At 61.5% G+C, this 23,850-nt stretch carries 27 protein-coding genes and 1 pseudogene; all 28 read left to right on the plus strand.

Going from position 1 to position 23,850, the window contains the following annotated elements; genetic code table 11:
- The first annotated feature begins 148 nt into the window (after positions 1–148).
- Positions 149–1,750, plus strand: a complete 1,602-nt coding sequence (locus tag ACQRA4_RS06675) for a phage portal protein family protein (protein ID WP_427822315.1) — start codon at positions 149–151, stop codon at positions 1,748–1,750.
- A gap of 191 nt (positions 1,751–1,941) precedes the next feature.
- On the plus strand, positions 1,942–3,402 hold the full coding sequence (locus ACQRA4_RS06680) for a phage minor head protein (protein WP_427822316.1): 1,461 nt from the start codon (positions 1,942–1,944) through the stop codon (positions 3,400–3,402).
- A gap of 346 nt (positions 3,403–3,748) precedes the next feature.
- Entirely contained in the window at positions 3,749–3,910 is a 162-nt protein-coding gene (locus ACQRA4_RS06685) for a hypothetical protein (protein WP_427822317.1), read from the plus strand.
- Between the two features lie 66 nt (positions 3,911–3,976).
- Positions 3,977–4,678, plus strand: a complete 702-nt coding sequence (locus tag ACQRA4_RS06690) for a Rha family transcriptional regulator (RefSeq protein ID WP_427822318.1) — start codon at positions 3,977–3,979, stop codon at positions 4,676–4,678.
- The gene (locus tag ACQRA4_RS06695; RefSeq protein ID WP_427822319.1) at positions 4,675–4,890 is read left to right on the plus strand and encodes a hypothetical protein; all 216 of its coding nucleotides are present in this window, start codon (positions 4,675–4,677) and stop codon (positions 4,888–4,890) included. Before ACQRA4_RS06690 ends, ACQRA4_RS06695 begins: the two co-directional genes overlap by 4 nt.
- An 81-nt stretch (positions 4,891–4,971) precedes the next feature.
- The gene (locus ACQRA4_RS06700; RefSeq protein ID WP_427822320.1) at positions 4,972–5,907 is read left to right on the plus strand and encodes a phage protease; all 936 of its coding nucleotides are present in this window, start codon (positions 4,972–4,974) and stop codon (positions 5,905–5,907) included.
- 11 nt (positions 5,908–5,918) lie between these two features.
- Complete coding sequence (locus ACQRA4_RS06705) at positions 5,919–6,335, plus strand: hypothetical protein (RefSeq protein WP_427822321.1); 417 nt, start codon at positions 5,919–5,921, stop codon at positions 6,333–6,335.
- Positions 6,336–6,365: 30 nt separating this feature from the next.
- On the plus strand, positions 6,366–7,361 hold the full coding sequence (locus ACQRA4_RS06710) for a major capsid protein (RefSeq protein ID WP_427822322.1): 996 nt from the start codon (positions 6,366–6,368) through the stop codon (positions 7,359–7,361).
- 113 nt (positions 7,362–7,474) lie between these two features.
- Positions 7,475–7,906 (plus strand): phage protein Gp36 family protein, encoded by a 432-nt coding sequence (locus ACQRA4_RS06715; protein ID WP_427822323.1) that lies wholly within the window; start codon positions 7,475–7,477, stop codon positions 7,904–7,906.
- A 205-nt stretch (positions 7,907–8,111) separates the two neighbouring features.
- On the plus strand, positions 8,112–8,606 hold the full coding sequence (locus tag ACQRA4_RS06720; protein WP_427822324.1) for a phage virion morphogenesis protein: 495 nt from the start codon (positions 8,112–8,114) through the stop codon (positions 8,604–8,606).
- Between the two features lie 11 nt (positions 8,607–8,617).
- Complete coding sequence (locus tag ACQRA4_RS06725; protein ID WP_427822325.1) at positions 8,618–9,133, plus strand: translation initiation factor 2; 516 nt, start codon at positions 8,618–8,620, stop codon at positions 9,131–9,133.
- A 13-nt stretch (positions 9,134–9,146) separates the two neighbouring features.
- Positions 9,147–9,683 (plus strand): hypothetical protein, encoded by a 537-nt coding sequence (locus tag ACQRA4_RS06730; RefSeq protein WP_427822326.1) that lies wholly within the window; start codon positions 9,147–9,149, stop codon positions 9,681–9,683.
- A gap of 78 nt (positions 9,684–9,761) precedes the next feature.
- Positions 9,762–11,468, plus strand: a complete 1,707-nt coding sequence (locus ACQRA4_RS06735) for a DUF2586 domain-containing protein (protein ID WP_427822327.1) — start codon at positions 9,762–9,764, stop codon at positions 11,466–11,468.
- Between the two features lie 11 nt (positions 11,469–11,479).
- On the plus strand, positions 11,480–11,932 hold the full coding sequence (locus ACQRA4_RS06740; RefSeq protein ID WP_427822328.1) for a hypothetical protein: 453 nt from the start codon (positions 11,480–11,482) through the stop codon (positions 11,930–11,932).
- Between the two features lie 288 nt (positions 11,933–12,220).
- Entirely contained in the window at positions 12,221–12,541 is a 321-nt protein-coding gene (locus ACQRA4_RS06745) for a hypothetical protein (RefSeq protein ID WP_427822329.1), read from the plus strand.
- A gap of 194 nt (positions 12,542–12,735) precedes the next feature.
- Complete coding sequence (locus ACQRA4_RS06750; RefSeq protein ID WP_427822330.1) at positions 12,736–15,645, plus strand: phage tail tape measure protein; 2,910 nt, start codon at positions 12,736–12,738, stop codon at positions 15,643–15,645.
- A complete protein-coding gene (locus ACQRA4_RS06755; RefSeq protein ID WP_427822331.1) occupies positions 15,642–16,205 on the plus strand; it encodes a hypothetical protein in 564 nt (187 codons plus the stop codon). The genes ACQRA4_RS06750 and ACQRA4_RS06755 overlap by 4 nt, the downstream gene beginning before the upstream one ends.
- 102 nt (positions 16,206–16,307) lie before the next feature.
- Positions 16,308–17,105 carry a hypothetical protein gene (locus tag ACQRA4_RS06760; protein ID WP_427822332.1) on the plus strand — a complete coding sequence of 266 codons (798 nt, stop codon included), beginning with the start codon at positions 16,308–16,310 and terminating at the stop codon, positions 17,103–17,105.
- Positions 17,106–17,107: 2 nt separating this feature from the next.
- A complete protein-coding gene (locus tag ACQRA4_RS06765; RefSeq protein ID WP_427822333.1) occupies positions 17,108–17,824 on the plus strand; it encodes a baseplate assembly protein in 717 nt (238 codons plus the stop codon).
- Positions 17,825–18,132: 308 nt separating this feature from the next.
- Positions 18,133–18,837: a Rha family transcriptional regulator gene (locus ACQRA4_RS06770; protein ID WP_427822334.1), complete on the plus strand. Its 705-nt coding sequence runs from the start codon at positions 18,133–18,135 to the stop codon at positions 18,835–18,837.
- On the plus strand, positions 18,834–19,055 hold the full coding sequence (locus ACQRA4_RS06775; RefSeq protein ID WP_427822335.1) for a hypothetical protein: 222 nt from the start codon (positions 18,834–18,836) through the stop codon (positions 19,053–19,055). The genes ACQRA4_RS06770 and ACQRA4_RS06775 overlap by 4 nt, the downstream gene beginning before the upstream one ends.
- A 76-nt stretch (positions 19,056–19,131) precedes the next feature.
- The gene (locus ACQRA4_RS06780; RefSeq protein ID WP_427822336.1) at positions 19,132–19,689 is read left to right on the plus strand and encodes a baseplate assembly protein; all 558 of its coding nucleotides are present in this window, start codon (positions 19,132–19,134) and stop codon (positions 19,687–19,689) included.
- Positions 19,686–20,837 (plus strand): baseplate J/gp47 family protein, encoded by a 1,152-nt coding sequence (locus ACQRA4_RS06785; RefSeq protein WP_427822337.1) that lies wholly within the window; start codon positions 19,686–19,688, stop codon positions 20,835–20,837. The genes ACQRA4_RS06780 and ACQRA4_RS06785 overlap by 4 nt, the downstream gene beginning before the upstream one ends.
- The gene (locus ACQRA4_RS06790) at positions 20,834–21,571 is read left to right on the plus strand and encodes a phage tail protein (RefSeq protein WP_427822338.1); all 738 of its coding nucleotides are present in this window, start codon (positions 20,834–20,836) and stop codon (positions 21,569–21,571) included. The genes ACQRA4_RS06785 and ACQRA4_RS06790 overlap by 4 nt, the downstream gene beginning before the upstream one ends.
- Positions 21,572–21,583: 12 nt before the next feature.
- The gene (locus ACQRA4_RS06795) at positions 21,584–22,366 is read left to right on the plus strand and encodes a phage tail protein (protein ID WP_427822339.1); all 783 of its coding nucleotides are present in this window, start codon (positions 21,584–21,586) and stop codon (positions 22,364–22,366) included.
- Positions 22,367–22,375: 9 nt separating this feature from the next.
- Entirely contained in the window at positions 22,376–23,149 is a 774-nt protein-coding gene (locus tag ACQRA4_RS06800) for a hypothetical protein (RefSeq protein WP_427822340.1), read from the plus strand.
- Between the two features lie 11 nt (positions 23,150–23,160).
- Positions 23,161–23,406 (plus strand): pseudouridine synthase, encoded by a 246-nt coding sequence (locus ACQRA4_RS06805; protein ID WP_427822343.1) that lies wholly within the window; start codon positions 23,161–23,163, stop codon positions 23,404–23,406.
- A 10-nt stretch (positions 23,407–23,416) separates the two neighbouring features.
- A pseudogene (locus ACQRA4_RS06810) lies at positions 23,417–23,850 on the plus strand (hypothetical protein); the annotation flags it as partial.

The following is a 23,850-nucleotide window of genomic DNA, read 5'->3' on the forward strand; positions in this document are numbered from 1 at the left end:
TTCAAGCGTTGTGACGCAGGAAACTACGCTTGAAGACAGCATGTGTGACGACATGACCACATTGTTACAGCCGCTGTCGCCATCCGTAAGCCCTTCGGGCAACGGCTGCCGCGGCGACAGCCTTCCTCTGAAAAAAGGAGATGTTGCTATGGCGGATGGGCTTTTTATGCCGGACGGCACGTTTCAGGCGTTCAGCGCGGCGGATTTGGGCACGGAACTGGCGACGCGCCAGAACGCGGGCATATTTTTCGGAGAACTGGACGGATGGCTGAATACGCTGCCGGATCCTGACCCCGTGCTGCGCAAGCGCGGGGACGACGCGGCCATTTTGCGGGAGCTTTCCGCCGATGACCAGGTGACTACGGCCATGCTTTCCCGAAAAAACCGCGTACTGAACTGCCCGCATTTTTCCATCCGGGCAGGCGCGCCGGAGGGCGAGACGCCCGCGCCGGAAGCGGAGGAACTGCACCGGCGCTTCATGCAAGACCTGGAACGGACCAACCTGCGCACGGTCATCAGCGGAATGCTGGATGCGCCCTTTTACGGCGTCACGCCGCTGGAGCTTCTCTGGCGCTTTGACGGGGACTGGTGGCATATCGTGGACATTGTGCAGAAACCCTATCACTGGTTCCGTTTTGACAGCCGCAACCAGCCGGTCTTTGTGGGCGAATACGGCCTGTTCTGCGCGGACCCGCGCCCGCTGCCCGCCGGGAAATTCGTTTTCGTCACGCATCATGCCACCTATGACAATCCCTACGGCCTGCGGCTGCTCTCGCGCTGTCTGTGGCCGGTGAGCTTCAAGCGCGGGGGCCTGACGTTTTACGCCAAGTTTGTGGAGCGCCACGGCCTGCCCTGGGTAGTCGGGGAAGCACCGGCAAAGGCCACGGCGCTGGAAAAACAGGACATGGCGCGAGGGCTTTCGCGCATGGTACAGGATGCCGTGGCCGTGATTCCCTATGGCGCAAACGTCAAGCTGGAAGGCGCCGGGCAGACGCAGGGAGCCTTGCACGAATCGTTCCTTGCCCGCCAGGACAGGGCCATCAGCAAGGTTCTCATGGGCCAGACTCTGACCATTGAAACAGGCGGGGACAACTCTTTGGCGGCCACGGAAGCCCACAAGGATGTGGCCGACGATCTGGCCGATGCCGACAGGGCTATGGTTACGGATGCCTGGAACGAGATTGCCTGGCTGTATGCCCAGGTCAACGCCGGGCCGGGCGTGTTCGCCCCTCTGGCGGAATACGACGAGCCGGAGGACTTGAACGTACAGGCTGACCTTGGCAAGAAAATCCGGGAAATGGGCGCGAAGTTCACGCGGGAATACTTCACCGGACGTTTCGGCCTCAAGCCGGAGGAGTTCACGCTTGAGGATGAAACTACGTCACCGGAAGGAGCGACAGCCGCAGGAGCGGACTTCGCGGCTCCGGCGGGCAAAAAAGCAGCCTCTGCGGACGCGGCAGCCGCTGATAAGGAACTGCTGGCCGACAGGGCGCAGAAAAACCTTGACGCGGCCATCAAAAAAATGCTGCCCGCCGCGCTCCGGGCCAGTTCAAAGTTTGTCGCGGAAGTTGAGAATGTCGTCAAGGAGGCAAAGAGCTTTGACGAACTGGAAGAAGCCCTGGCGGAATTGCTGGCCCCGTCCATGCAGCCGGACGCGCTGGAAAGTTTTCTGGCCAGCGCCATGACGGCGGCTGCCGGACACGGGGCCTCAGCCGTGGACGCTGAGGCGGAGGAGGACGCCGATGTCTGAACCGCGCTTTCCTTTAACCGCCGGAGGCGCGAGCGGTAGCGAGCTGATAGACCGACCGAAAGGCGGCGAAGCCGTGCCCGTTCGAGCGAAGCGAGTTACGGGCATCAAGAGCAGAGCGGAGGCGGCGTGTCCATCCGGCTTTGCCGGTGGACATGGATGCGCCGCCGGAACGGGGAAGGAGGCGGACGAAGATGCCTGAAAAGAAGCCGGATTTTGACTTGCCGGGGCCGGAAATCATCGCGGAACCCGTGACCCCGGACGCGGCTATAGCGTTCTGGAAGCAGCGGGCAAAATTGACGGACGATGAAGCCAGGGCGCTGGGCGAAGGTGCGAAACAGCGAGCGTTCTACGTCACCGGTCTGGCCCGGCGTGACCTGGTGCAACTGGTGAGCGACGGCATCCAGAGCGCCCTTGAAAACGGGGAGACGCTGGAGGCTTTCAGAGAGCGCATTGCGGCGGCCATTCAGGCGCAGGGCTGGCACGAACGGCGCGTGGAACTCATTTTTCGTACCAACATGCAGACGGCGTATGCCGCCGGGCGCTGGAAAAAGATTCAGGCGGTCAAGGCGTCCCGCCCCTATCTGCAATATGTGGCGCGCATGCTCCGCACCCGGCCAAGCCATGCCATTCTGCACGAGCTTGTCTATCCCGTGGATCACGAGTTCTGGGCCTCCAACTATCCGCCCAACGGCTTCCGCTGCCATTGTCATGCCGTTTCCCTGTCAGCCCGACAGGTGGAAAAACACGGTCTGACCGTGCAGAAGGAGATGCCTCGTCCCGGCGTGTGGACTGACCCGAAAACCGGGATGGAATACTTTGTCCATTTCCCCGGCGCGGACAAGGGCTTCAGGAACAATCCGGGCAAGGACTGGCTGGACGGTCTCGACCTCAAAAAGTACCCGGACCTGAACAAAAAGAGCTATGAGGAACAGCGCGGCCCGGCCTCAAAGCGGCCCGCGCCGGTCAAAACGTATGCGGAGCTTGAGGACGGCATCAGGTCGCGCTGCGGGCATTTCGCCTCCAACAACGGTATTCTGAGCGTGGACTTCATCAAGGACAAAGGTTGCTTCATGGCCACATGGTGCAACGGCAGATTCAAGATTAGTACGCATACCCATTCCATGCGGAATGGCAAGACCTTCAATGCGGCTGAGGAACTGAAAAACGCCTGGAACAAGCTGGCGGAAGGAAAACCTCTTACATGGGAAGAGGAATACGCCTGCGAAAGCCTGTGGCATGAAATCACACATAACAGACAGAAGAATGTTCTGCTGGGGAGAAACACGGCGGCAAGCCGTTACATGGAAACGGTTACGCAATGGACGGCCAGAAGAACCTACCATGAGATGCTGGAATCCTTGGGGGGAAAGGCCGCCCACCAGACCGATATCAAGAAAAACGGACTGGGCTATGGCTACTGGATCAGGAATTTTGACCGGCTGCTGGATGTGCTGGGTGTTGATGATTCCGTGATGCTGCCTTTCATGCAGGAGATAATCACTACCTTGCCGATGGATAAATACGGCAAGGCTCTTGTGGATTTTTTGTCCAAAGAATCAGGCGTCAAAAAAAGCGCCGTCAGGGCGGCGCTTTCCGGCACAAAAGAATGGGATTACGAAAAAGTTTTACGGGACGCGACACTCATACAGTGACATGGAGGTTTCCAGTTTACGCTCATTATCTTGAATTTGTTCGAGATAATGAGCCGATTTGTCCTGTTCTCCACGGTCATAAAAAAGACATGCCAGATTGGAGAAATTGAAATCCGCGTCATTCCCGCAAACAGACCTCAATCTCTCAATTTCCTTTTTGGGAGGAGGATAGCCGAAATATCCTTCCAGTTCGGCAGAGGTGGCAATGTCAACGAAGTTTTCCATGCTTTTCAGATAGCCCGCAGGCGGACAGGTGTCAACAATCCGTTTTTCATTCTCATTTATCGTGCGGAAAAAGCTTGACGGATTTTGCTAATTTCTGCAAATTAGCAAAAAAGGAGGTGAAATGCGGGAAGCCAATCCCGACAAGTACGCAAAAGCGTTGACTGTCCGAGTTTCGGAAGAGGAGCACCAAAAGCTGAAAATGCTGGCGGTACGGGAAAAAAAAACGCTTAAGGCTATTCTTTTTGAAGCGTTGAATAGGACATTTCCCGGATGGATGAAATAAACAACGCTGCCGGAAGGTGGAGCTTTCGGCAGCGTCTAACCGCAACACTACGCAGGAGGTAGTGAAATGGCTGAAAACAGTCTATCTCAAACCGCGTCCTTCATCAATGACAACTCCACCATCTGCGTTGGGCTGACGGCGCGGAACATGCCCGCCGTGCGTTCGGATGTTGTCGCCCACCATTTCGGCAAATCCCACAAGAACGTCTTGCGCGATATTGCCAAGTTGCGCGGCAAGTGCCCGGAATCATTTTACCGGCTCAATTTTGAGCGCGTTGACTATACTGATTCCAAAGGTGAAAGACGGCCCGCCTACCTCCTGACCCGTGACGGGTTCTCCCTGCTGGTCATGGGCTTCACCGGCGCGAGTGCCGTTCGCTGGAAAATCCGCTATATCGAAGCCTTCAACGCCCTTGAAGCCGCCGTGGCGGAAGACCGGGCAAACCTTGCCCGCGAATCCGGCTACCTTCAGGGGCTGGACGAAGGCCGGGCCGCCACCAAGCCGGAATTTCTGGCCGCCAGAACGGAAGCAGCCGCCCGTATCTGGCGTTTCGGGCCGGTCAAGAAGCGCCGCCTGCGCTCCGCCGTGCGTTACCGCAACATGGGGTTGGGCATTGCCTCCATCGCCAAGCTGCTGGACGTGAACAACCGCGAAATCAGCGACCTGCTCAAGGCCGCCGAAGACTTGGGCTTTCTCTCCACGGACAGGCCCGCCCGCCCCGTGCAGGGCAACTTGCTGACACTGGACGGCAAGGAGGTGGAGGCATGAGCGCCATGCGTGAAGTACCCGTGGATGTGGTGGACGAAATGGATCGCGTGGAATGCCGCGTGGCTTTTTTGAGCGATGTTTTTCTGGCCGTTTCCGAAAAGCCGGAAAACGATGTCGCTTTGAGTCGCAAGGGGTGGCAAGGGCTGTTCTACTGGACGCAGGACCTTGAAGACATGCTGCGACGTTTGAACGAGCAGGTTAAAACCGCCTGAAATTTGTTCGCATGGAACGCGCCCTTTCCGGGCAAGGCCCCTGTTTTTCCGATAGCGTAACGGAAAACAGGGGCTTTTTGTATGGGCAAGGAAAAATGGATCGAGATAGCCCGGACGGGGACGTTCGAGGACAGCGCCGGAAGACTGCGAACCTTCACGGCGCGGGACCTGGACGCCATAGCCCGACGCTATGACCCGGCCAGGCGGGACGCGCCGCTGACGTTCGGGCATCCGGACAGCGACAGGGCTCCGGCCTACGGCTGGGTGGAAAAGCTGAAAAGCGAAGGCGGGAAGCTCTACGCGAATTTCTCGCGAGTTCCCGAACAAGTGCGGGATTTGGTGGCGAAGGGGCACTACCGCCATGTGAGCATGAGCCTCATGCCCGACCTGGTGACGTTGCGACATGTGGCGCTGTTAGGCGCGGAACAGCCCGCCATTGACGGGCTGGCGGCGGTGGAATTTGCAGACGGCGGCGACGCCATAACCGTGGATTTTGCTACACAAAAGGAAGGAGACACCATGTCGGAAGATTTGCAGCGGGAAATCGGCGCTCTGAAAGAGCGGATCAAAAGCCTGGAAACCGAAAACGCGGCGCTCAAGCAACAGGCGCAAAGCCACAAGGAAGGCAAGGACAAGGCCGAAGCCGAAAAGGCCGCCGCACAGGAAAAGGCGGAAAAGGCCAGTGCCGATTTTGCCGCGTACCGGGGCAGGATTGAAGGCGAGCGCCGGGAAGCGCGCGTTTCCGAACTGGTGAAGGCCGGGAAGGTGAAGCCCGCTGAAAAGGCGGGCGTGCTGGACTTTGCGGCCAGACTGGCGACGCAGACGGAGACCGTGAATTTCTCGGCTCCCGATGGCAAGACGGAAAGTCTGACCATGGAAGAACGCTATTTCCGCGATCTGGAAGCCCGGCCCGCCGACGAACGCGGCGCGGACTTTTCCGCGCCGCCCGCTCATGCGGGCCATGCGGGCGGCCAGTTCGACAACTTTAATCCCGCCGAACTGACGGCGAAACTGTAGGAGCATGACGTATGAATGAAGGATTTCTCGGCAAGCACGTCCTCTCCGGGGAACGGGCGGCCACCGGCGACCATCCCGTGGTCCTGCATCATCTGCCGCTTTCGGTAAGCGCGAAGGCCGCAGCCATTCCCGTTGGCACGGTCATGAAACGGGTGGACGTGACGGAAACCACGGGCGAAGGCGAATCCGCCGTGACCACGGTTGTGGGCGCGGCCTGGGAGCCGCTGCTTTCCACGGACGCGGCCACGGTGCTTCCCGTGGCTGTGGTGGATATGCCCTGCGACCCCACGGGCGAGAACGGGGAAAGCTCCGCGCTGTGCGTGGTGCATGGCGGCGTCAAGCTTCGCGTTCTCACAACGGGCGACGGAAAGGCGCTGACTGACGTGCAAATCGCACAGCTTTCCGAACATGGCATCTATGCTGTTTAGCCTGAACACCATCTAACCATAGGAAATATTATGCTTGCGAATCTGAAAGGCATTTTTGCTCCGCAGGCGGTGGCGCAGTCGCTCAAGACGCTGCCGCCGCTGGAAAGCACCATCATGGACCGTTTTTTCAAACAGCGCCCGACGCATCCCCTGTCCATGCTGGGCATCACGGACCTGAAAGCCGTGGTGCAGACCGTTCCCGTGGTGCGCCGTGACGGCGTGCCCGTGCCTCTGGACAATGAATCCATCGAAACGCAGTTCTTCGCGCCCTTGCCCATTAAGGTTCAGGTGCCCGTGACGGCTGCGGAGCTGAACGATTTGCGCGTACTTCTGGGCAACCAGGCATCGCTTGAGGCGTGGCGCACGCGCAAGGTGGACCAGATACGGCAGGCCGTCCACGCGACCACCGAGGGCATGTGCGCTGGCGTGCTGACCACGGGCAAACTGGCCTGGCCGGTGCAGCTTCCTGGCGGACGTTCGGAAAGTTACGGCATCGACTACGGCGCGCCCCTTGCCCATACCCTCGCCACGAAACTGACGGGCGCGAGCAAACTTTCCGACGTGTACCGGCTGCTGCGCGCCATGCAGCAGGAAATCCGCATGGCGGGCATCGGCGGCAAGGTGGAGTTCATGTGCGGTGAGGACGTGGCCGCCGTGTTCCTGGACATGGCGGAAAACTACCGCTCCACGGCTCAGGACGCGCCCATCGGCATCAAGCTGGGCGACGGTGAAGTGCGCATCGGCAGTTACGTCATCCGCTTTATGGACGAAACGTACCCCGCGCCCGTGACCGGGGAATGGGTGCCCAAGCTGGACGCCAAGACGCTGATGGGCGTGGCCGTGGATGTGCCGGGGACCATCTGGTACTGCGCCATTGATTCCATTTCCGCCAACAATGCCGCCGTTCCCCTGCACATCGTGCCGGTGAAGAGCGACGACGATTCCTCCATTACGCTGATCGGGCAGGCCAAGCCCATGCCCGCGCGTCCGTCACGGGCGGTCTGCAAGGCCGTGGTGGTGGCATAAAGCGGAAAACGCCCTGAGCGCCCCGGAGAGGCGTTTTTCTCTCCGGGGCGGGCGTGGGCAAGGGAAAAACTTTTAGACTATTCTAAAACTATTCCAAAACGCGGAAAAAGGGCATGTCCATGATTCTGTGCAGCCGTGAACACATCGTTGACCTTCTGTACGCCAAATATGTGGAGGCGTGCGAGAAACAGAACCCCGGACTGGTGGAGCGGACCATTGAGGCCGTTTCCGGGGAAATCGGGGACGCGCTTTCCTACCGTTATCCGCAGCCCTGGCCCTATGTGCCGGAAATCGTGCGCTACATCGCCGCCGTGACCAGCGCCTACCGCGTGGTGGAGGCCATCACGTCCCTGGTGGATACGGAAGAAAGCGGCGACAATGAATGGATACCCCTGCAAAAGCAGTGGAAATACTGCATGGACCTTCTGGACCAGATAGCCAGGGGCAAGCTGAAACTCCCCCTGGAAGAAACGAATCCCGACAGGGAGGAAGCCAGCGTGGCAGTAGTAACACGAACTCCCCTTTTCGATTTGAGGGGATTGTAGGTGAAACTTGTAACCTTACCCGACGGAGTCGCGGCGCGTGCGCCGCTGATAGCGCAGGCGGCGTGTTCATCGCGGCCTTGCCGCGTGAACATGGATACGCCGCCGGAGCGGGGAAAAGACCTGCGGGGGCTGTAGGCGCGGCAGCCGTTGCGACGAAGGAAGCTACGGATGCCGACAGCAATCATCTGAAAATGGAGCTGTTGCTATGGCGGCGAAAAACGGCGTTTCCCTGAACTGGGGCGGATTCGACAAGGCGCTTTCCAAGGCCGGGCGTAAGCTGGGCGACACGCAGGCGCTTATGGAGTCCGTGGGTGAAGCTCTGCGAGCCGGCACGCTGAAACGTTTTGAGCATGAAGAAGACCCGACGGGCAAGAAATGGAAAAGCTCGGCGCGGGCTGCGGCAAAAGGCGGCAAGACGCTGGATAAGGAAGGCCATCTCAAGGATTCCATCGACTATTCCGCCACGCCTGACAAGGTCATGGTGGGCAGCAACCTGCCCTACGCCCGGATTCACCAGCTCGGCGGCACCATCAGGGCCAAGAAGGGAAAGTATCTCAAGTTCAAGGGGCTGAATGGAGAAGACGTGTTCGTCAAGGAAGCAAAGATTACCGCCCGTCCGTACCTGGGCGTTTCCAAAGAAGAGATGGAGGAAGTGCGGGAAACCATGGCTGACTTTCTCGCCGGGGCATTCAAGGCATAGGAGCGGAGTCAATGCAGACCTTCGCAACGGAAACCATCACGCGGGCGGCGCTGGCCGCCGGACTGCCGGAAGGCCGCGTTATCGACATCGTGAAAAAGGACAATCTGACCATCGAAAGGCCGCGAGTGGAGATTCAGTTCATGCCGGAACGCTACACGCGCACGGGGCGCAAGCTGTCTGTGACCCGCACGAAAACGGAGCAAATCCGCAAGCGCGAGCTTTACGAAGTGGAACTGACGGTGAACGTCAACGTCCTGGCCGACGACCGGGCCTGGCTGGAAGCGTTCAGCGTGGACTTTGTGGCGGCGTTGCCGCGCGGCGGCAACGACAGCCGGGGCAACTGGATAAAGGTACGGGCGCGGGAAGCGACGTTTTCCCGTCCGTCGGACAAGCGCGTGGGCGATGAAGTCATTGAAGTGTTTACCAGAGTGAACCGGCTGTTCGTGCTGACGTTCACCGGAAGGATTACCGGGGAGGAAACGGAAAAGCTGATTCCTTCCTTCACCATCAACCCGACATTCAAATAACAAGGAGGCCGGTATGGCTGCCAGAAAGAAGACGACAGAGGAAAAGGACGACCAGCAGGCTGTTACGATGACCACGGAACAGGCCGTTCCCGATCAGGAGGAAGGCCATGTGGAAGACACGCGGGAACAGACGCCGGGAACTGTGGAAACGCCGGAAGCGGCCCCTTCTGTGCTGGAAAGATCCAAGGATGATTGCGCTCCGCAGGAAGCGGGGCAGCCGCGCAGCGGGAGCGAAGCGTTTTCCGCGCAAAACGCGAGCGACAGCGAGTGTCGCACAGGGACGCCAGCCGAAGGCCGCCATGCAATGGCGTTTCCGTTGGCAAGCGAAGCGAGCCTTACGGAAATGGACAGCAGAGCGTGCGACCGAGCGTCATCTGGTCTGTCAAGCCTTCCCGTGCTGGCGGACCGTCACCGCGTGCCTTCATGGCAGCAGGCGGCCCTGTGCCGCTTCATGGGCTGGGCGGACGGCAAAATGCTGACGGACGATGAATACAGGGCCGCTCTGGCTGGACTGACCGCGCGCCACCTGGGCGGCGGAAGGAGAAAGTAGCGGCAGCCGTTGCGTCAGCCGTTGTGACGAAGGAAACTACGGCTGGCGACAGCAAACCACAAAAAAGGAAAAGATGCTATGGGCGACGTACTCGAATATCTTGTGGACGGCACATCCGGCCTTGCGCCCGGCGGCGTGGAAGGTTCGGCCATCGTGGTGGGAGCGTGCAGCAAGGGACAGGTGGGCAAGGGCTACCTGCTCGGCACCAGTTCCGACATTGAAGGGCTGCTGGGCGTGGGACCGCTGGCGGAACGCGCGCGGGACATGCTGAACACCGGCGGGCAGGACCCCGTGCTGATAGCCGTGCCCTGCCTGGCGCAGTCGGGCGGCTACATTTCCGAACCGGTCTGCACGGGCGGCAACGGGAAGTATCCCGACGTGGGCGTTTCCGGCGTGGCACAGGTCAATGCCGACGTGGTGGTCAAGGTGGAAGCCGCCGGAGACGTGGGCACGGCAACCGTTCTCATTTCTCTTGACGGAGGCAGGACGTTTGCCGACGCGGCGGAGACGACGGCGGAACAGCTTGTCATCGGGGAGACCGGGGCCACGCTGCTGTTCCCCTCCGACGCGGAACTGGAAAACGGCTGGCAGTGGTCCTTTGTGACGCGCGGCCCCGTCGGCCCGGTGGAGCGTGTGGGCGATGCCGAAAGCCCCCTGCCCGTGATTGCGGGCGACGTGCTGGCCGGAGGGGAAATCGCCATTCAGATAGTGAAGAGCGGTGGCCTGAACGAAGGCACCTACCAGCTTTCCACGGACGGCGGGGAGAACTACGGCAAGGTGAAGACCCTGCCCGTGGACGGGCTTGTTTCCGTCTCCGCCCTGGGCGTGACCGTAACCTTCCCGAAAGGAACTTACACGGGCGGAACCACCTATTATTGCAGGCTGTTGGAACCCGTGCCGTCCATTGTGGATGTCATGGCCGCGCTTGAGGAACCGCTGGCCCGGTATGATGTGGAGTCCGTGCTGGTGGCCGGGGCCACGGACAGCGTGGACTGGGCGGCCATGCAGGCAAAGGCGGAAGAGCTGTGGAACCTGCACCGGCCCACCTACTTCAAGGCGGAGGCCCGCCTGCCCCGCGACGATGAAGACCTGAACGACTTCACGGCGTATCTGGTGGAGGAAAAGCGGGATGTGGCGGCGCGTTTCGTGACGGTCTGCGCACAGTACGGCGGCATTACCGACTCCACGGGAGCCGTAAACCTGCGCAACGCTTCCGGCTTGCAGGCCGGGCGTGTCATGAGCCTGCCCGTGCAGCGCGCCACGGGGCGCGTGCGTGACGGCAACATCAGCCAGCTTGCGCTTCCCGACGGCTGGATGGCCGTTCAGAGTACCCTTGAAGACGCCGGATATCTGACGGCGAAGAAATACGCGGGGCTGGACGGTGTGTACTGGGGAGACTCCCGCACGCTGGCCGACGATACCAGCGACTTCCGCTATGAGGAAGTGCTGCGCACGGTGTTCAAGGCCGTGCGCAAGGGCCGCATCGCCGGGCTGAAAAGCATGTACGATGAAGCCGGGGACCCGCTGCTGGGCAATGAGGCGGCCGGGCTGGCCTATCTCAAGGCCAACATCGAAAACGCGCTGGATGCCATGGTGGGCGCGCTTCCGCCGGAACTGGCCGCCTATGTGGTCAACATTCCCTCCGGGCAGGATATCGTGAACAACGGCGTGGCCGTGGAAATTACGCTTATCGGCATTCCGATCATCCGGCAAATCAAGCTGTATTTCAGCTACACCTACGCGGGCGGCAAGTTCGACCCGCGCGGCCTGAACCAGACGGCATAGGAGTAAGAATAATGGCCATCAACGGCAGACAATACGATTGGGAAGACATTCACGTCGTCACTCTCAGCGGGGAACAGATAGGCATCACGGAAATCAAGTACACGGACGGCCAGAGCATCGAAGCCCGGTACGGGCGCGGGGCCGTTCCGCGCGGCTGGGGGCGCGGCAACTACGAGGCGTCCGGCAGCATGGTGCTTGACCGTGACGAATGGGAGAATCTGAAAAAAGCCCTTGTGGCATCGAGCGGCGCTGGGGACATTTTCGGGCATCGTCCCTTCCCCATCACCGTGAGTTACGCCAATGACGACATGGGAACCATCGTGGATACGCTGAAAGACTGCAAGATCACGAAGTTTGACGGCGGCGGAGCTTCCCAGGGCGATGCCAACGCCAGCCCCATTACCTGCGAGTTCACCATTCTTTCCCCCATCGTGTGGAACGGAACCCCGGCCAAGGTCGGGTAATTCCCCCGCAAAATTCCTTCGCATGGAACGCGCTCTTTCCGGGCGCGTTTTTTGTTTTCATGGCATGTTTTCGGAAAACGGGGCAATAGCGATGCTGTCGCTGCGTCAGCCGTTCGAGCGCAGCGAGTTACGAATGACGACAGCAACTTGTTACCCAAAAGGACAGTCAGAGAAGCTGCTGTCGCCATTCGTATGGCTCGCAAGCTCGCCAACGACTGGCGCATCCGTAAGCTGGACAGGCCAGCTAACGGCTAGCGCCCCGCCCCGCAAAAACACAAGGAGCCATCCATGTCTCAGTCTGAAAACCGCAAATACGTTTCCTTCTCTCACACCTTTTCCGACCCGTGGTCCGGGGAGAACGCGGAAGACGCTCAGGACGTGACCCTGACCTTCCGTTTCGCCAAGCCGGGCAAGACGCAGATTCAGCGCCTTCAGGACAAGGCGGCCAAAAACGCCGGGCAGGCTTCCCGCAATCTCATTCTGGACTGCGTGCATCCCGACGACAGACAGGCGCTCACGGACGCCATGGAGGAATACCCCGGCATTGCCACCAGCTTTGCCACGGCCATCATCAAGGGTGTGGGCATTTCCGCCGAACTGGGAAACTAGCGCCGCCCCCGGATGCTTTCGGGCAGGGGGACGCGCTTATCCTTCACTGGCTGCACTGTGCGCCGTCGGAGGATTTTTCCGAGTGGCGGGCACAGATAGGACAGGCCGCGTGGCTTGAGGAACGGTACTTCACCACGCTGGCCCGCATGATTCACGGAGACAAAGGACGGGGAAATCCCGCACGGAAGTAGCCCATGGAAGTTTTCAGCGTTTTTGCCACGTTGTCGCTGGTGGACATGATTTCCGGCCCGCTGGACCGGGTACGCAATGCCATGAGAAGCGTGGAAGGCGGCGTGGCCTCGCTGGGAAGGCGCATGGGCAACCTTGCGCTGGGCATGGCTCCGGTGGCGCTGGCCGCCGGGGTCATGCTCGGCTCGTTCGGGGCCTGCGTGGGCGTGGCCGCAGGCTTTGAAGATCAGATGGCCAAGGTTGGGGCCGTGTCCCGCGCGTCGTCGGAGGAAATGGCTGCTCTGGAAGCCACGGCGCGGGAGCTGGGCGCGACCACGCAGTTTACCGCCGTTCAGGTGGGCGAGGCGGAACAGTATCTGGCCATGGCCGGATTTTCGGCACAGGAGAACATCGCGGCGCTTCCGGGCGTGCTGAACCTTGCGGCGGCCACGGCCACGGACCTGGGCCGGGCGGCGGACATATCCTCGGACATACTTTCCGCGTTCGGCATGAAAGCCGAAGAAATGACCCGTGTTGCGGACGTGCTGGCGCTGACCTGCGCCACGGCCAACACGAATATGGAGCTTCTGGGCGACACCATGAAGTATGTCGCCCCTGTGGCGCGCATGGCCGGGCTTTCGCTGGAAGAAACGGCGGCCATGGCCGGTCTGCTCGGCAACGTGGGCATCAAGGGCAGCCAGGCGGGCACCACGCTCAAGGCCATGCTGAACAAGATGGCCGCGCCGACGAAGGAAGCGCAGGAGCTTTTCCAGAAGCTGGGCGTGACGGTGAAGGACAGCGCGGGCAATCTGCGCAGCCCTGTCACCGTGCTGGGGGAAATGGCGGCTGGCCTCAAGACCATGGGCACGGCTGAACAGATCGCCGCCATGAAGATGATAGTGGGCGAAGAGGCCATAGCCGGATTCTCGGAACTCATCGAGAAGGAAGGCATCGGAGCCATAGCCGAATACGCGAAACAGCTTGAGGCCGGGGGAGGTTCCGCTGCGGAAATGGCCGCGCGGATGAACGACACGCTGGCCGGTTCCCTGCGCGGTCTGGGCTCGGCCTGGGAAAGCGTGCAGATTACCGTGGGCAAGCTGTTCATTCCCGCCGTGCGCGGGGCCGTGGATGGCATGACCGGCTTTCTGCGCCTGCTGGACAAGGCGGCGCAGACGCCTTTCGGCGCGGCGCTCCTGAAAATCGTTTCCGCCGTGAGCCTGGCCGTGGTGGCGCTGACCGGTCTTTCCGCCGCTATCTGGTTCTTTTCGTCCGTGGGGCCGATGCTGGCCAAGGCGCTGGCCCCGGCAAAAGCCGCGCTGCTGGGCCTGGGCGCGCCGGTCTATGCAGTCATTGCCGTGCTGGGGCTGCTCTATGCCGCATACCGTACCAATTTCGGCGGCATGGCTGACTATCTGTCCGCCTGCTGGCAAAAAATCACCCTTACGGTCAAGGGCGTGCTGGCGGTTTTCCAGTCCCTCAAAAATGGCAGCGGGGAAATCCGGGGCGAGCTGGCCACACAGATAAAGGCCGCCGGTCTGGTGGGCCTTGTGACCACCGTTTCCCGCGTGGTGTACCGCATTCAGGCGGTGTTCAGGGGATTCAGCAAGGCGCTTTCCACGGCCTTTGATCGTATCAATGTCATTTTCGTGCCGGTACGGCTGGCCGTGGCCGAACTCATGCGGGCGGTATCCTCGCTGTTCGGCGTGTTTTCCGGCAACGAAGTGACCAGCGCGGCCTCGACATGGGAGGCGTTCGGCGCGGCCCTTGGAGAGATAGCAGGCGGCGTGCTGGAAGGGCTGGCCACGGGCTTCGCCTGGCTGGTGGACGGCATACGGCTGTTTGCCTCCGCCGTGGGCTACCTGATAGACGGCGTTTCGGCGCTGTGCGGCTGGCTGCTGGATCTTGGCGGGGCCGCGAATGAGGCCAACACGGCGGCGGACCCCTTCGCCTGGTCGAACCTTGGCAAGGTGCTTGGGTATGTGCTGGGGCTGTTCGTGGCCTGGAAGGCCGCGCTTCTGGCCGTGCGCGGCGTCATGGTGGCGGTATCCGCCGCAACAAAGGCGTGGGCCGCTGTGCAGTGGGTTCTCAATGCGGCCATGAGCGCCAATCCCATAGGGCTGGTCGTCATCGCCATTGCGGGCCTGATTGCTGCCGGGGCATGGCTTGTCCAGAACTGGGATGAAATCGCCGCCTGGTGGCATGACCTGTGGGGCGGCATAGCGGCCTGGGCGGGCGAGAAATGGGACGCCATCGTCGGCGCCATTACCGGAGCGTGGGATTCCATTGTTTCCGGCATCGCGGGCTTCGGCTCTTCCCTGCTGGCCGGGATAACGGAAGCCTGGAACGCCGTGCTGGAATTTTTCGGCGGCCTGAACCTCTTTGAATCCGGGGCAAAACTGCTGGATACCTTCATCGACGGCATCAAGAGCATGGCTTCGTCCGTGGTGGACTCCGTGGCGGGCGTGTTCGCCAGGGTGCGGGAGTATCTGCCGTTTTCGGATGCGCATGTGGGGCCGCTTTCGCAGCTCACGCTTTCCGGGGGGCGCATGATGACCACGCTTGCCGAGGGAGTGAGCGGCGCACAGGGGGGGCTTGTGTCCAGGGTATCCGGCGCGCTTGCCGGAGTGGGCGGAGCCATCCGCGACTGGTGGAACGGTCAGAGCCTGACTGGCGGTCTCGGCAATCCCGCCGGGGATGCCGCTTTCGCCGTGTCCACGCCTGACGTGCCCGCTGTCGGCATTCCTCCCGCCCCGTCCTTCAGCGCGTCGGACGAGGGGCGCGCTGAGGGCTGGCAACGCGGCAACGGCCAGAGCGGCCAAACCATAAGCATCTACGGCGACATCATCCTGCCCAATATTCAGAATGCGGAGGACTTCGGGGAAGCCATGCGCCAGTACCTGCAAGGGGAAATTTCCATGATGGAGGGGATGGCATGAGCCAGGCCAGGGAGAACGGACAAAAATCGAATCTGATAACCTTTGAGGACGGCGTGCTGACGCTTGCCGGGGAGGACGTGCCGGGCATCCTCAGCTCCCTGCGCGTGGACGGCAAGGTGCGCTTTGACGAGCAGAAGGTGGACGGCACATCCGGCAAGAAAAAGACGCCGCAGGGCTTTGAGGACAGCGACATCATGGTATCGCTGTATCTGGTGACGGACGAGGATTCCAGTTGCTACGACAAGCTGGAAACGCTTTCCGGGATGTTCCGCAAGGTGGATGACAAGGCGAACCCGCAGATTTACACGGTGGCGAACCGGCATCTGCTGGCGCGGGGCGTGCGGCAGGTGGTCTTTTCCAAATTCTGTTCGTCGGAGAATGACCGGACGGATGAAATCACGGTGACGCTGGGCTTTGTGGAGCACAACCCGCCCGTGGTCAAGACGGAGAAGGCGCAGGCCAAAAGCCCCACATCCAAAGAGCTGGCGGAACAGGCGGCGGAGAAGGCCAGACAGGCCGCCGAACCCAGGGAAGACGAACTTATCATCAACGCGGGGTAACGTTATCCGCCGGAGGCGCGCGGCGTGCCGCGCCTGGGTGACGAGCGAAGGCACGGTCAGGCTTCGCCTGCCGGGCATGGTTCTGAGCGAGGAACGGAAGAAATGATTGAAGGCATCAATATCCGTTGCAACGTGGGCGGTGTGGAAGTGCTGCGCAGCCCGCGCATTGTGCTGACGTTGCGCCGTCGGGCCGTTGTCTCCACCTGCGAAGTGGACATACCGGATGCCGACGGGTCGGTACAGACGGGGCTGGCAAGGAAACAGGCGGTGCGCGTGCGTTTCGGGCACCGGGGCGAAGGCGGAACGTGGCACGACTGGTCCGGCACGGTAAAGGATTTTCAGCCCGCAGGGCCGGATACCGTGCGCGTGCAGGCCGTGGGGCTGGAACAGGCGCTCATCGACACCACGGTGACGGAAGCCATGCACGGGGAACCGGCGGACGTGGTGGCCCGCCGCCTGCTGGCGTCCACGGGCCTTCCCGTTGCGGAAATCAAAATCCCGTCGGAGACGCTCCCGCATATCGTGTTCAGCAACGTGACCGTGGCGCGGGCCATCAAGCAGCTTGCCGCCAGTCTGGAACGGAGTTTCGGGCATGACCTTTCCCGGCACGCGGTCTGGCTGGGGGAAGCGGGTCTGTACTGGTCCGACGGGGACGAACCGGGAGACGTGTTCGTCATTGAAACTGCGGCCAACCTGATAACCAACAGCCCGAACCCGGCGGGCATGAGCTATGCCGTGTCCACCATTCTGCCGGGACTGACGCACAGCCGCAAAGTACGCATACGGGACACGCGGCGGGACTTTTCGGAGCTGGTACGCGCGGAAGATGTCATCCATACCCTGAGCGTGGACGGGAACACGACCACCATCGGCTACGGCCAGGACTGCGGCTGGGGGTAATCATGGCGGACCAGAGCCTGCTTTCCTTGCTCAAACGCGCTTTGGAACTGGCCATGCCGGATTTGCGGACGTACTACCGCATGACGCGCAAGGCAAAGGTCGTGGCGGCGTATGCCAGCGACGGGCGCTACTATGCGGACGTGCAGCCGCTCCGGAACGACGAAAGCCAGGACACGTCGGAACCGGTGATCCCCAAGGTGGAAATCCCCATCGTATGGGGCGGGCCGAAACGGGGCATTGTCTGCCCTCCGGCGGCGGGGACGCTGTGCGACCTTTCCTATTATGACGGCGACCCGAACTATCCGCGCATCAGCAACTTCCGCTGGCAGACGAACGGCGCGCCGGACTGCGGGCTGGACGAACTCATTATCCAGCAGACGCCCGGCGTGAGCCTCAAGATAGAAAAGGACGGTTCTTTTCTAACTGTTTCACCTGAAAACTGGACCGTGGAAGTCGGCGGGAATGCCGTCATCAAAGCGGCGGGCAACGCGACTGTGGAAGCAGCCGGCACGCTGACCATGCAAGCGCCGTCCATCATCAAAAAAGGGAATGAAACCTGCTCCGGCAGCGACGGCGGCGCGGGAACCACCACGGAGAACGCCCACCGCACCACCAACGGCAGCCTCACGATCAACGGACCGCTGACCGTCAACGGCGATCTGTCTGTTTCCGGCAACGCCCACGCGGGAAGCCGCAGCGGTGGAAGCTGCCCGCATTAGCTCCATTCTCATTTCTCGTGCGGAAAAAGGTTGCGCTCTCATTACTAGTATGCTAGTAATCTATCCGCAAGGAGGTAGAGTGCCAAGAAAGCAAATTTCGTTTGAAGTGTCAGAGGAGGAGCACGCCAAAATCAAAGAATTGGCGGCTCAACGGAGGCAATCCGTAAAAGGTATGTTTTTTTCAGCTTTGGATAAGCTGATTCCTGATTGGAAGCCCCCCAAAAAAACGACGAAATGAAAAACAGCCCGGAAAGGTGGTGACGCACCAGACCGGGCCTAACCTGAAACTCCCTGAAACGGAGGGAATCATGGCTGATAACAGTCTATCTCAAGTCGCGTCCCCGGTAAAGTCCGGCAATGTCATCCACATTGATTTTCTGAACAACGAAACGCCCGTGGTTCTGAGTACGGACGTTGCCCGTCATTTCCAGCGGCGGCATTCGCACATTCTGCGCGACATCGACAGATTACGCTCTATCCTCCCGAAATCATTCAACGCGCCCAATTTTGGGCCGGTTGAACTTCCAGATGCAAAAGGTGAAAAACGCCGAGCCTACCAGCTCACCCGCGACGCTTTTTCCCTGCTGGTCATGGGCATGACGGGCAAGGCGGCCATTCTGTGGAAGCTGCGCTACATCGAAGCCTTCAACGCCCTTGAAGCCGCCGCGCTGGAAAACCGGGCGGAACTTGCCCGCGAGTCCGGCTACCTGCAAGGGCTGGACGAAGGCCGGGCCGCCGCCCTGCCGGAGTTGAAGGCGGCGGAAGAGAAGGCGCAACGGGAAACGGCCCGTCTGTTCTGGAAGCTCGGCCCGGCACGCAAGCGGCGGCTGCGTTCCGCCGTGCGTTACCGCAGGATGGGGCTGGGCATTGCCGCCATCGCCAAGCTGCTGGACGTGAGCAGCCGGGAAATCAGTAATCTGCTGGACGCCGCCGAGGCCCTGGGCGAACTGCCGCCCCGGCGGCAGGGTTCCGCCCGCCTCGTGCAGGGCAACCTGCTGGAGGTGGAAGCATGAGTTTTATGCGTAAAGTGCCCGTGGAAGTGGTGGATGAAATGGATCGTATGGAATCCCGCGTGGCCTTTCTGTGCGCGGCCTGCGGTGCGTTTTCCATACTAAATGAAGAGGAACTCGACGCGATGACAGGCAAAAAAGTGTGGGAAGGCCTGTTCTACTGGACACAGGACCTTGAAGATATGCTGCGTCGGCTGAACGAACTGGCTAATCCCGAATAAAAAACAGTCTGAAAATACTTCGCATGGAGCGCGTCCTTTCCGGGCGCGCTCCTCTTCTTTGTGCCAGAATTTCTTCATGAGGCGGCATACCGCAAACCGCCGGAGGCGCGGCGCGTGCGCCGCCTGGAGTGACGAACGAGCGCCCGGCAGGCTTTGCCTGCCGGGCATGGATGCGAGTGAGGAACGGATGAATGACCTCTGGGGGCAGGATATCGCCCTTGACAATGCCGGACAGGCACGCGTGGCAGCCAACGGCGAACTGGTGCTGACTGACGGCGTGGAAACGGGCGTGCAGGATATCAAGCTGCGCCTGTTCACACGTCTGGGCGCGTTGTTCTACGACCTGGACTTCGGCAGCCTCATTTCCGACTGGTTCTACGAAGACAGCACGGCCACGACGCGCGCGGCCTTTCTGGCGGAAGTGACCATGCGCGTGGAAGAAGATCCGCGCGTGGTGGTGGGGAGCGTCAAAAGCAGTCTGCTTGCCTGGGATGAAAAGAGCATCGCCGTTGCCGTGCAATGGCGTTTCATCGGAGAAGACCAGCCGTTGAACCTGGTGCTTACGGCGGACAAGAGTGTGCGGGAACTGGTCATACGCGACGGCAGATACAACGAACCGGAGGCGGCGCTATGAGCCTGCGACTTTCCAAAGACATAAGCGATATCCGCGCCGGGCTTTTTGAACGTATCGAGGCAGTGCAGGACGAATACGCGGCCAGGGGCTGGCTGCCCGCGCGCCTCAATCTGAATAAGGGCATCGCGCGGGGGATTATCGAATTGTTCGCCTGGGGCCTGTGGCAGCTCTACAATTTTCTGGATCGCATTCACAGGCAGGCCATTCCGCTGGAATTCTCCGGGGACTGGCTGGATACCCACGCTGCTCAGGTGGACGAAATCCGCAAGCCCGCCACCAAGACACGCGGCATGGTGCAGTTTCAGCGGGGCGACAGGGCCGGCAATATCCGTATCCCGGAAGGGCGCATTGTGCGCACGCAACCCGATGGCGCGGGCGAGGTCTACCGCTATGTCACCGAAGCCCTGGCGGTTCTCCCCGATGGCGCGGATGCCGTGGCTGTGCCTGTCGTGGCCGAGGAATACGGGCAGGCGTCCAACGCCACGGCGGGGCAGATCTGCGAGCTGGTCACGCCTGTGGAAGGGATTGCCGGGGTTTGCAATGCCGCGGACTGGCTGCTGGAGGAGGGCGCGGATGCCGAGGGCGATGCCTCCCTGCGCCACCGCTATGTGCTGGCCTGGCAGAGCAGGGCCGGTGTCACGCGCGCGGCCTATGAGGCCGCCGCCCTGTCCGTGCCCGGCGTGGCGGGCGTGTTTGTGGCTGACCAGCACCCGCGCGGCGAGGGCACAGTGGATGTGGTGGTGCAGGGCGCGGCGGGCCTGCCCACGGAAAAGCTGCTGGCAGACGTGCGCATGGCCGTGGATGACGCCATTGTCATCAACCATGACCTGCTCGTCAAAGCCCCGCTGCCAGTCCTTGTGGATGTGGCCCTGACCCTTGAGCTGCTGTCCGGCGATGAGGCGAGCACCCTGGCCCAGGCGGAAAACTGGATTCGCAGCCTGTTCAGCTATTCGGACGATACCAGCATTCCGCGTTTTTCCATCGGCAAAGATGTCATTCGCGACCGCATTGCCGCCGGTCTTGTCACCTTGCCCGGCGTCAAGCGCGTGCTCTGGCAAAGCCCTGCCGCTGACGTGGAAATCTCCGCTGTCAGCCTGGCCGTGCTGCAAAGCCTGCAATTACAGGCCATATGGGTGTCAGAGGCATGAGCGTTTTCTGGAAATATTTCCACGACACGCTGCGCTGGCGCGTCATTTTTCATCCTGGACCGCTGGCGGCTCTGGTCAGGGGCCTGGCCCTGGTCATGGATGATGCGCGTCAGGACATCCTCTGGCTGCGCCGTCAGTATGTGCCCCCGCGCTGTGACGCCGAGTTCATGGCGCGTTTTGGCGCAAGCCGGGGCATTGTCCGCTGGCGCTTTGATTCGGACGACAGCTATGGCCGCCGCGTGGTCAACGCCTTTGCCTGGCACAAGCTGGGCGGCAAGGTGCGCGGCCTGGAACGGATTCTGGCGGAAAATGCCTTTCAGGCGCGGGTGCTGCCCTCGCCAGATCCGGAGCTGTGGGCGCATTTTCGCCTGGATTTCACTATTGGTGACAGCGGATTCGACCAGGATGCCGCCGCCCTGGCGTTCTGGTTGGCAAACGAGTACAAGGCGGCCCGTTCTGTCCTGGAAGGGTTGTGGACGCGGGTTTCGGAAAATCTGCCCCTGTCTGTCGGGGTGGGCTTGCGCTCGCGAACGCTGGGCAAGCTCCAGCTCCATTTTTTCCCGGCCTCCGCCCCAGCATTGCCGCGCCGCATCGGTCTGTGCGTGGGCGGCATCCTGTCGAGCCGTCCGCGCCTGTGGAGCGTACCCCGCCCCTCGCCCCGGCTGTCTCGGCGCGTGGCCCTTGGCATTGCCGCCATCACTGCAACCCGCGTGGCGTTGTGCCGCGCGGCATAAGGAGTTGCCTGCATGAGTGAAGAAGCGCCCACCTATTACGCTGTCCTCACGGATGCCGGGGCGGAGCTGGAGGCGCAGGCCCTGGCCGAGGGCAAGGCCGTGGTTCTCACGCATCTGGCCGTGGGGGACGCCAACCTGCAAACAGTCACGCCGCATCCCGCCGTAACCGAACTGGTGCATGAGGTGCACCGCAGGCCCATTGACGCCCGCAGCCGTGATGCCGCTGATCCCAAAATCACCCTGCTGCATTGCACCCTGCCCGCCGATGTGGGCGGTTTCTGGGTGCAGGAAATCGGCGTTGTGGGCCATCTGGAGGGCAGCGAGGCTGACGTGCTCTACGCCTATGCCAACCACGCGCGCTATTACAAGATGCTGCCGCAGGACGGCCAGACCGTTACGCATGAAATCACCATCCCCATTGTCCAGAGCACGGATGCCCGCATCACCATAGTCGTGGCGGACGAAGGCTATGCCACGCGGCAGGAATACCGCGCCCTGTCCGCCCTGGTGCAGGACCTGCGCACGGTGCAGCGGGCCACCTGGACGCTGGAGACGGCCATAGAGGAGGGGGGAGCGCTGGTACTGCCCGCAGGGCTGGCCTATGTGCCCGGCCTGCATGTGGTCAGCCTCTCCTGGGATGGCATTGCCTGCCACGAGGGCAGTCAATTTACGGAAGCGATCCCGGACGAGGACGGCAAATGCCGCAGCCTGACCATGCTTTGCCCGCTGCCCATTGGCAGCGATTTGGAAATCGTCATTCACGGGCACAGCGCCGCGCCCGCAATCCATGAATAGGAGCTGATTATGGCTGATTTGTATACCTATGACCTGAAAACCCGCGAATATACCGGCTCGCGCCCGGCGCAACCGCGCCCGGACGGCACGCCCATAGTGGAGTGCCTGGCCGCCACGCCCGTGCCCCCCCCGGCGGATGTGCCAGCCGGTCATGTGGCCCGCTGGAGCGGTTCTGCCTGGGAGCTGGTGGAAGACCATAGGCGACACATGGATGATACTGGCACGAAACAGGGCGGCACCGCCTACTGGCTGCCGGACGAAGGGGATGACTGGCAATCCCCGGAACGCTACATGGAGGCGCTTGGCCCGCTGCCCGCCGGGGCCGTGACGGTGAGGCCGGAAAAGCCCGCGCCCACGCTGGCCGAAGCCAAAACCGAAGCCGCCGGCACAGTGGACGCCGCCACCAGCGCGGCCATTCTCGCGGGGTTTGATTACCAGATTGACCCCGGCACGGGAACGCCGGAGACGCTGCATTTCTCGTATGATTCTTTTGACCAGCAGAACTTCGCGGATTCGGCCAATGTGGCCACCCTGGCCCTGTCCGGCGTGGAGGGCCTGCCAGGCTCCGTCACCTGGAACGCCTACCGCGGCCACACGCCGGAAAGCGGCGGCGAGCTGGTGCGCCTGAATCTTACGCCGTCCAGCTTTCTGGAGCTCTACACCTCCGGGGCGCTGACGCACAAGGCCGCGCAGATGGAAATTGGCGGCGCGCGCAAGGCGGCCGTGGAAGCCTGCGACAGCGTGGAGGCAATCGCATCCTTGCTGGAAAGCTGGGGGCTCTGATGCCCGGCGACATGTCTTACGGGAAGTCTGTCTTCATCGCGCTTGACCAGGGCGTGAACGCGCTCCTGGGCGGCTGGCCGGATGAGACTATTTCCAGCCGCGCCTGGCGCTGGCATGTGAGCGGCGTGCGTCACTGGCCGCAACGCTGTATTGATGCGCTGTTTTTCTGGGACAGCCAGGACGGCAAGCGCCACTGCGAACTGTCTCACGAATCTGAACGCCTGGGGCGGCAACTGCCACCAGAACTGAGAATCTAAGGAGAACCATATGGCATTTCCCGGAATCTTCCGCCGTCTGTTTGCCAATGCTGGCGCTGGCCCCCTGTTGAGGAAAGAGATTATCCCCTTCGGGACAGAAGAGGGCACAGTCTGCGCCGGTGACGACAGCCGCCTTGCTGGCGGGGCCGATTGGGCCGATTCCAGCCAGTCGCTGAAAGCCGCCATTGCCACGCTGGACGCCCTGCGCATCCAGTCCATTGGCGTGCCCAAATACTGGACATCAACCACGCTGCCCGCTGACCACTGCTGGCCGGACGGCAGTCTGATTCTGTTTGCAGACAGGCCGGAGCTGCACGCCAAATACGAGGCCGGAGGCTTTGCGGGCATGCTGCTGGAGGCCGATGCGGACGAGGAGACAATAGCCGCCAATCTGGGCAAATGGGTGGAACACCCCAATGGCTTGGGATTATTTGCTCCTCAACT

This window comes from Desulfovibrio sp. SGI.169, from assembly GCF_050313595.1.
Lineage (GTDB): Bacteria > Desulfobacterota > Desulfovibrionia > Desulfovibrionales > Desulfovibrionaceae > Desulfovibrio.

Coding starts and splice junctions, on each gene's coding strand:
- ACQRA4_RS06675 (WP_427822315.1), top strand. CDS start 149: ATGGCGGATGGGCTTTTTATGCCGGACGGCACGTTTCAGGCGTTCAGC.
- ACQRA4_RS06680 (WP_427822316.1), top strand. CDS start 1,942: ATGCCTGAAAAGAAGCCGGATTTTGACTTGCCGGGGCCGGAAATCATC.
- ACQRA4_RS06685 (WP_427822317.1), top strand. CDS start 3,749: ATGCGGGAAGCCAATCCCGACAAGTACGCAAAAGCGTTGACTGTCCGA.
- ACQRA4_RS06690 (WP_427822318.1), top strand. CDS start 3,977: ATGGCTGAAAACAGTCTATCTCAAACCGCGTCCTTCATCAATGACAAC.
- ACQRA4_RS06695 (WP_427822319.1), top strand. CDS start 4,675: ATGAGCGCCATGCGTGAAGTACCCGTGGATGTGGTGGACGAAATGGAT.
- ACQRA4_RS06700 (WP_427822320.1), top strand. CDS start 4,972: ATGGGCAAGGAAAAATGGATCGAGATAGCCCGGACGGGGACGTTCGAG.
- ACQRA4_RS06705 (WP_427822321.1), top strand. CDS start 5,919: ATGAATGAAGGATTTCTCGGCAAGCACGTCCTCTCCGGGGAACGGGCG.
- ACQRA4_RS06710 (WP_427822322.1), top strand. CDS start 6,366: ATGCTTGCGAATCTGAAAGGCATTTTTGCTCCGCAGGCGGTGGCGCAG.
- ACQRA4_RS06715 (WP_427822323.1), top strand. CDS start 7,475: ATGTCCATGATTCTGTGCAGCCGTGAACACATCGTTGACCTTCTGTAC.
- ACQRA4_RS06720 (WP_427822324.1), top strand. CDS start 8,112: ATGGCGGCGAAAAACGGCGTTTCCCTGAACTGGGGCGGATTCGACAAG.
- ACQRA4_RS06725 (WP_427822325.1), top strand. CDS start 8,618: ATGCAGACCTTCGCAACGGAAACCATCACGCGGGCGGCGCTGGCCGCC.
- ACQRA4_RS06730 (WP_427822326.1), top strand. CDS start 9,147: ATGGCTGCCAGAAAGAAGACGACAGAGGAAAAGGACGACCAGCAGGCT.
- ACQRA4_RS06735 (WP_427822327.1), top strand. CDS start 9,762: ATGGGCGACGTACTCGAATATCTTGTGGACGGCACATCCGGCCTTGCG.
- ACQRA4_RS06740 (WP_427822328.1), top strand. CDS start 11,480: ATGGCCATCAACGGCAGACAATACGATTGGGAAGACATTCACGTCGTC.
- ACQRA4_RS06745 (WP_427822329.1), top strand. CDS start 12,221: ATGTCTCAGTCTGAAAACCGCAAATACGTTTCCTTCTCTCACACCTTT.
- ACQRA4_RS06750 (WP_427822330.1), top strand. CDS start 12,736: ATGGAAGTTTTCAGCGTTTTTGCCACGTTGTCGCTGGTGGACATGATT.
- ACQRA4_RS06755 (WP_427822331.1), top strand. CDS start 15,642: ATGAGCCAGGCCAGGGAGAACGGACAAAAATCGAATCTGATAACCTTT.
- ACQRA4_RS06760 (WP_427822332.1), top strand. CDS start 16,308: ATGATTGAAGGCATCAATATCCGTTGCAACGTGGGCGGTGTGGAAGTG.
- ACQRA4_RS06765 (WP_427822333.1), top strand. CDS start 17,108: ATGGCGGACCAGAGCCTGCTTTCCTTGCTCAAACGCGCTTTGGAACTG.
- ACQRA4_RS06770 (WP_427822334.1), top strand. CDS start 18,133: ATGGCTGATAACAGTCTATCTCAAGTCGCGTCCCCGGTAAAGTCCGGC.
- ACQRA4_RS06775 (WP_427822335.1), top strand. CDS start 18,834: ATGAGTTTTATGCGTAAAGTGCCCGTGGAAGTGGTGGATGAAATGGAT.
- ACQRA4_RS06780 (WP_427822336.1), top strand. CDS start 19,132: ATGAGGCGGCATACCGCAAACCGCCGGAGGCGCGGCGCGTGCGCCGCC.
- ACQRA4_RS06785 (WP_427822337.1), top strand. CDS start 19,686: ATGAGCCTGCGACTTTCCAAAGACATAAGCGATATCCGCGCCGGGCTT.
- ACQRA4_RS06790 (WP_427822338.1), top strand. CDS start 20,834: ATGAGCGTTTTCTGGAAATATTTCCACGACACGCTGCGCTGGCGCGTC.
- ACQRA4_RS06795 (WP_427822339.1), top strand. CDS start 21,584: ATGAGTGAAGAAGCGCCCACCTATTACGCTGTCCTCACGGATGCCGGG.
- ACQRA4_RS06800 (WP_427822340.1), top strand. CDS start 22,376: ATGGCTGATTTGTATACCTATGACCTGAAAACCCGCGAATATACCGGC.
- ACQRA4_RS06805 (WP_427822343.1), top strand. CDS start 23,161: ATGTCTTACGGGAAGTCTGTCTTCATCGCGCTTGACCAGGGCGTGAAC.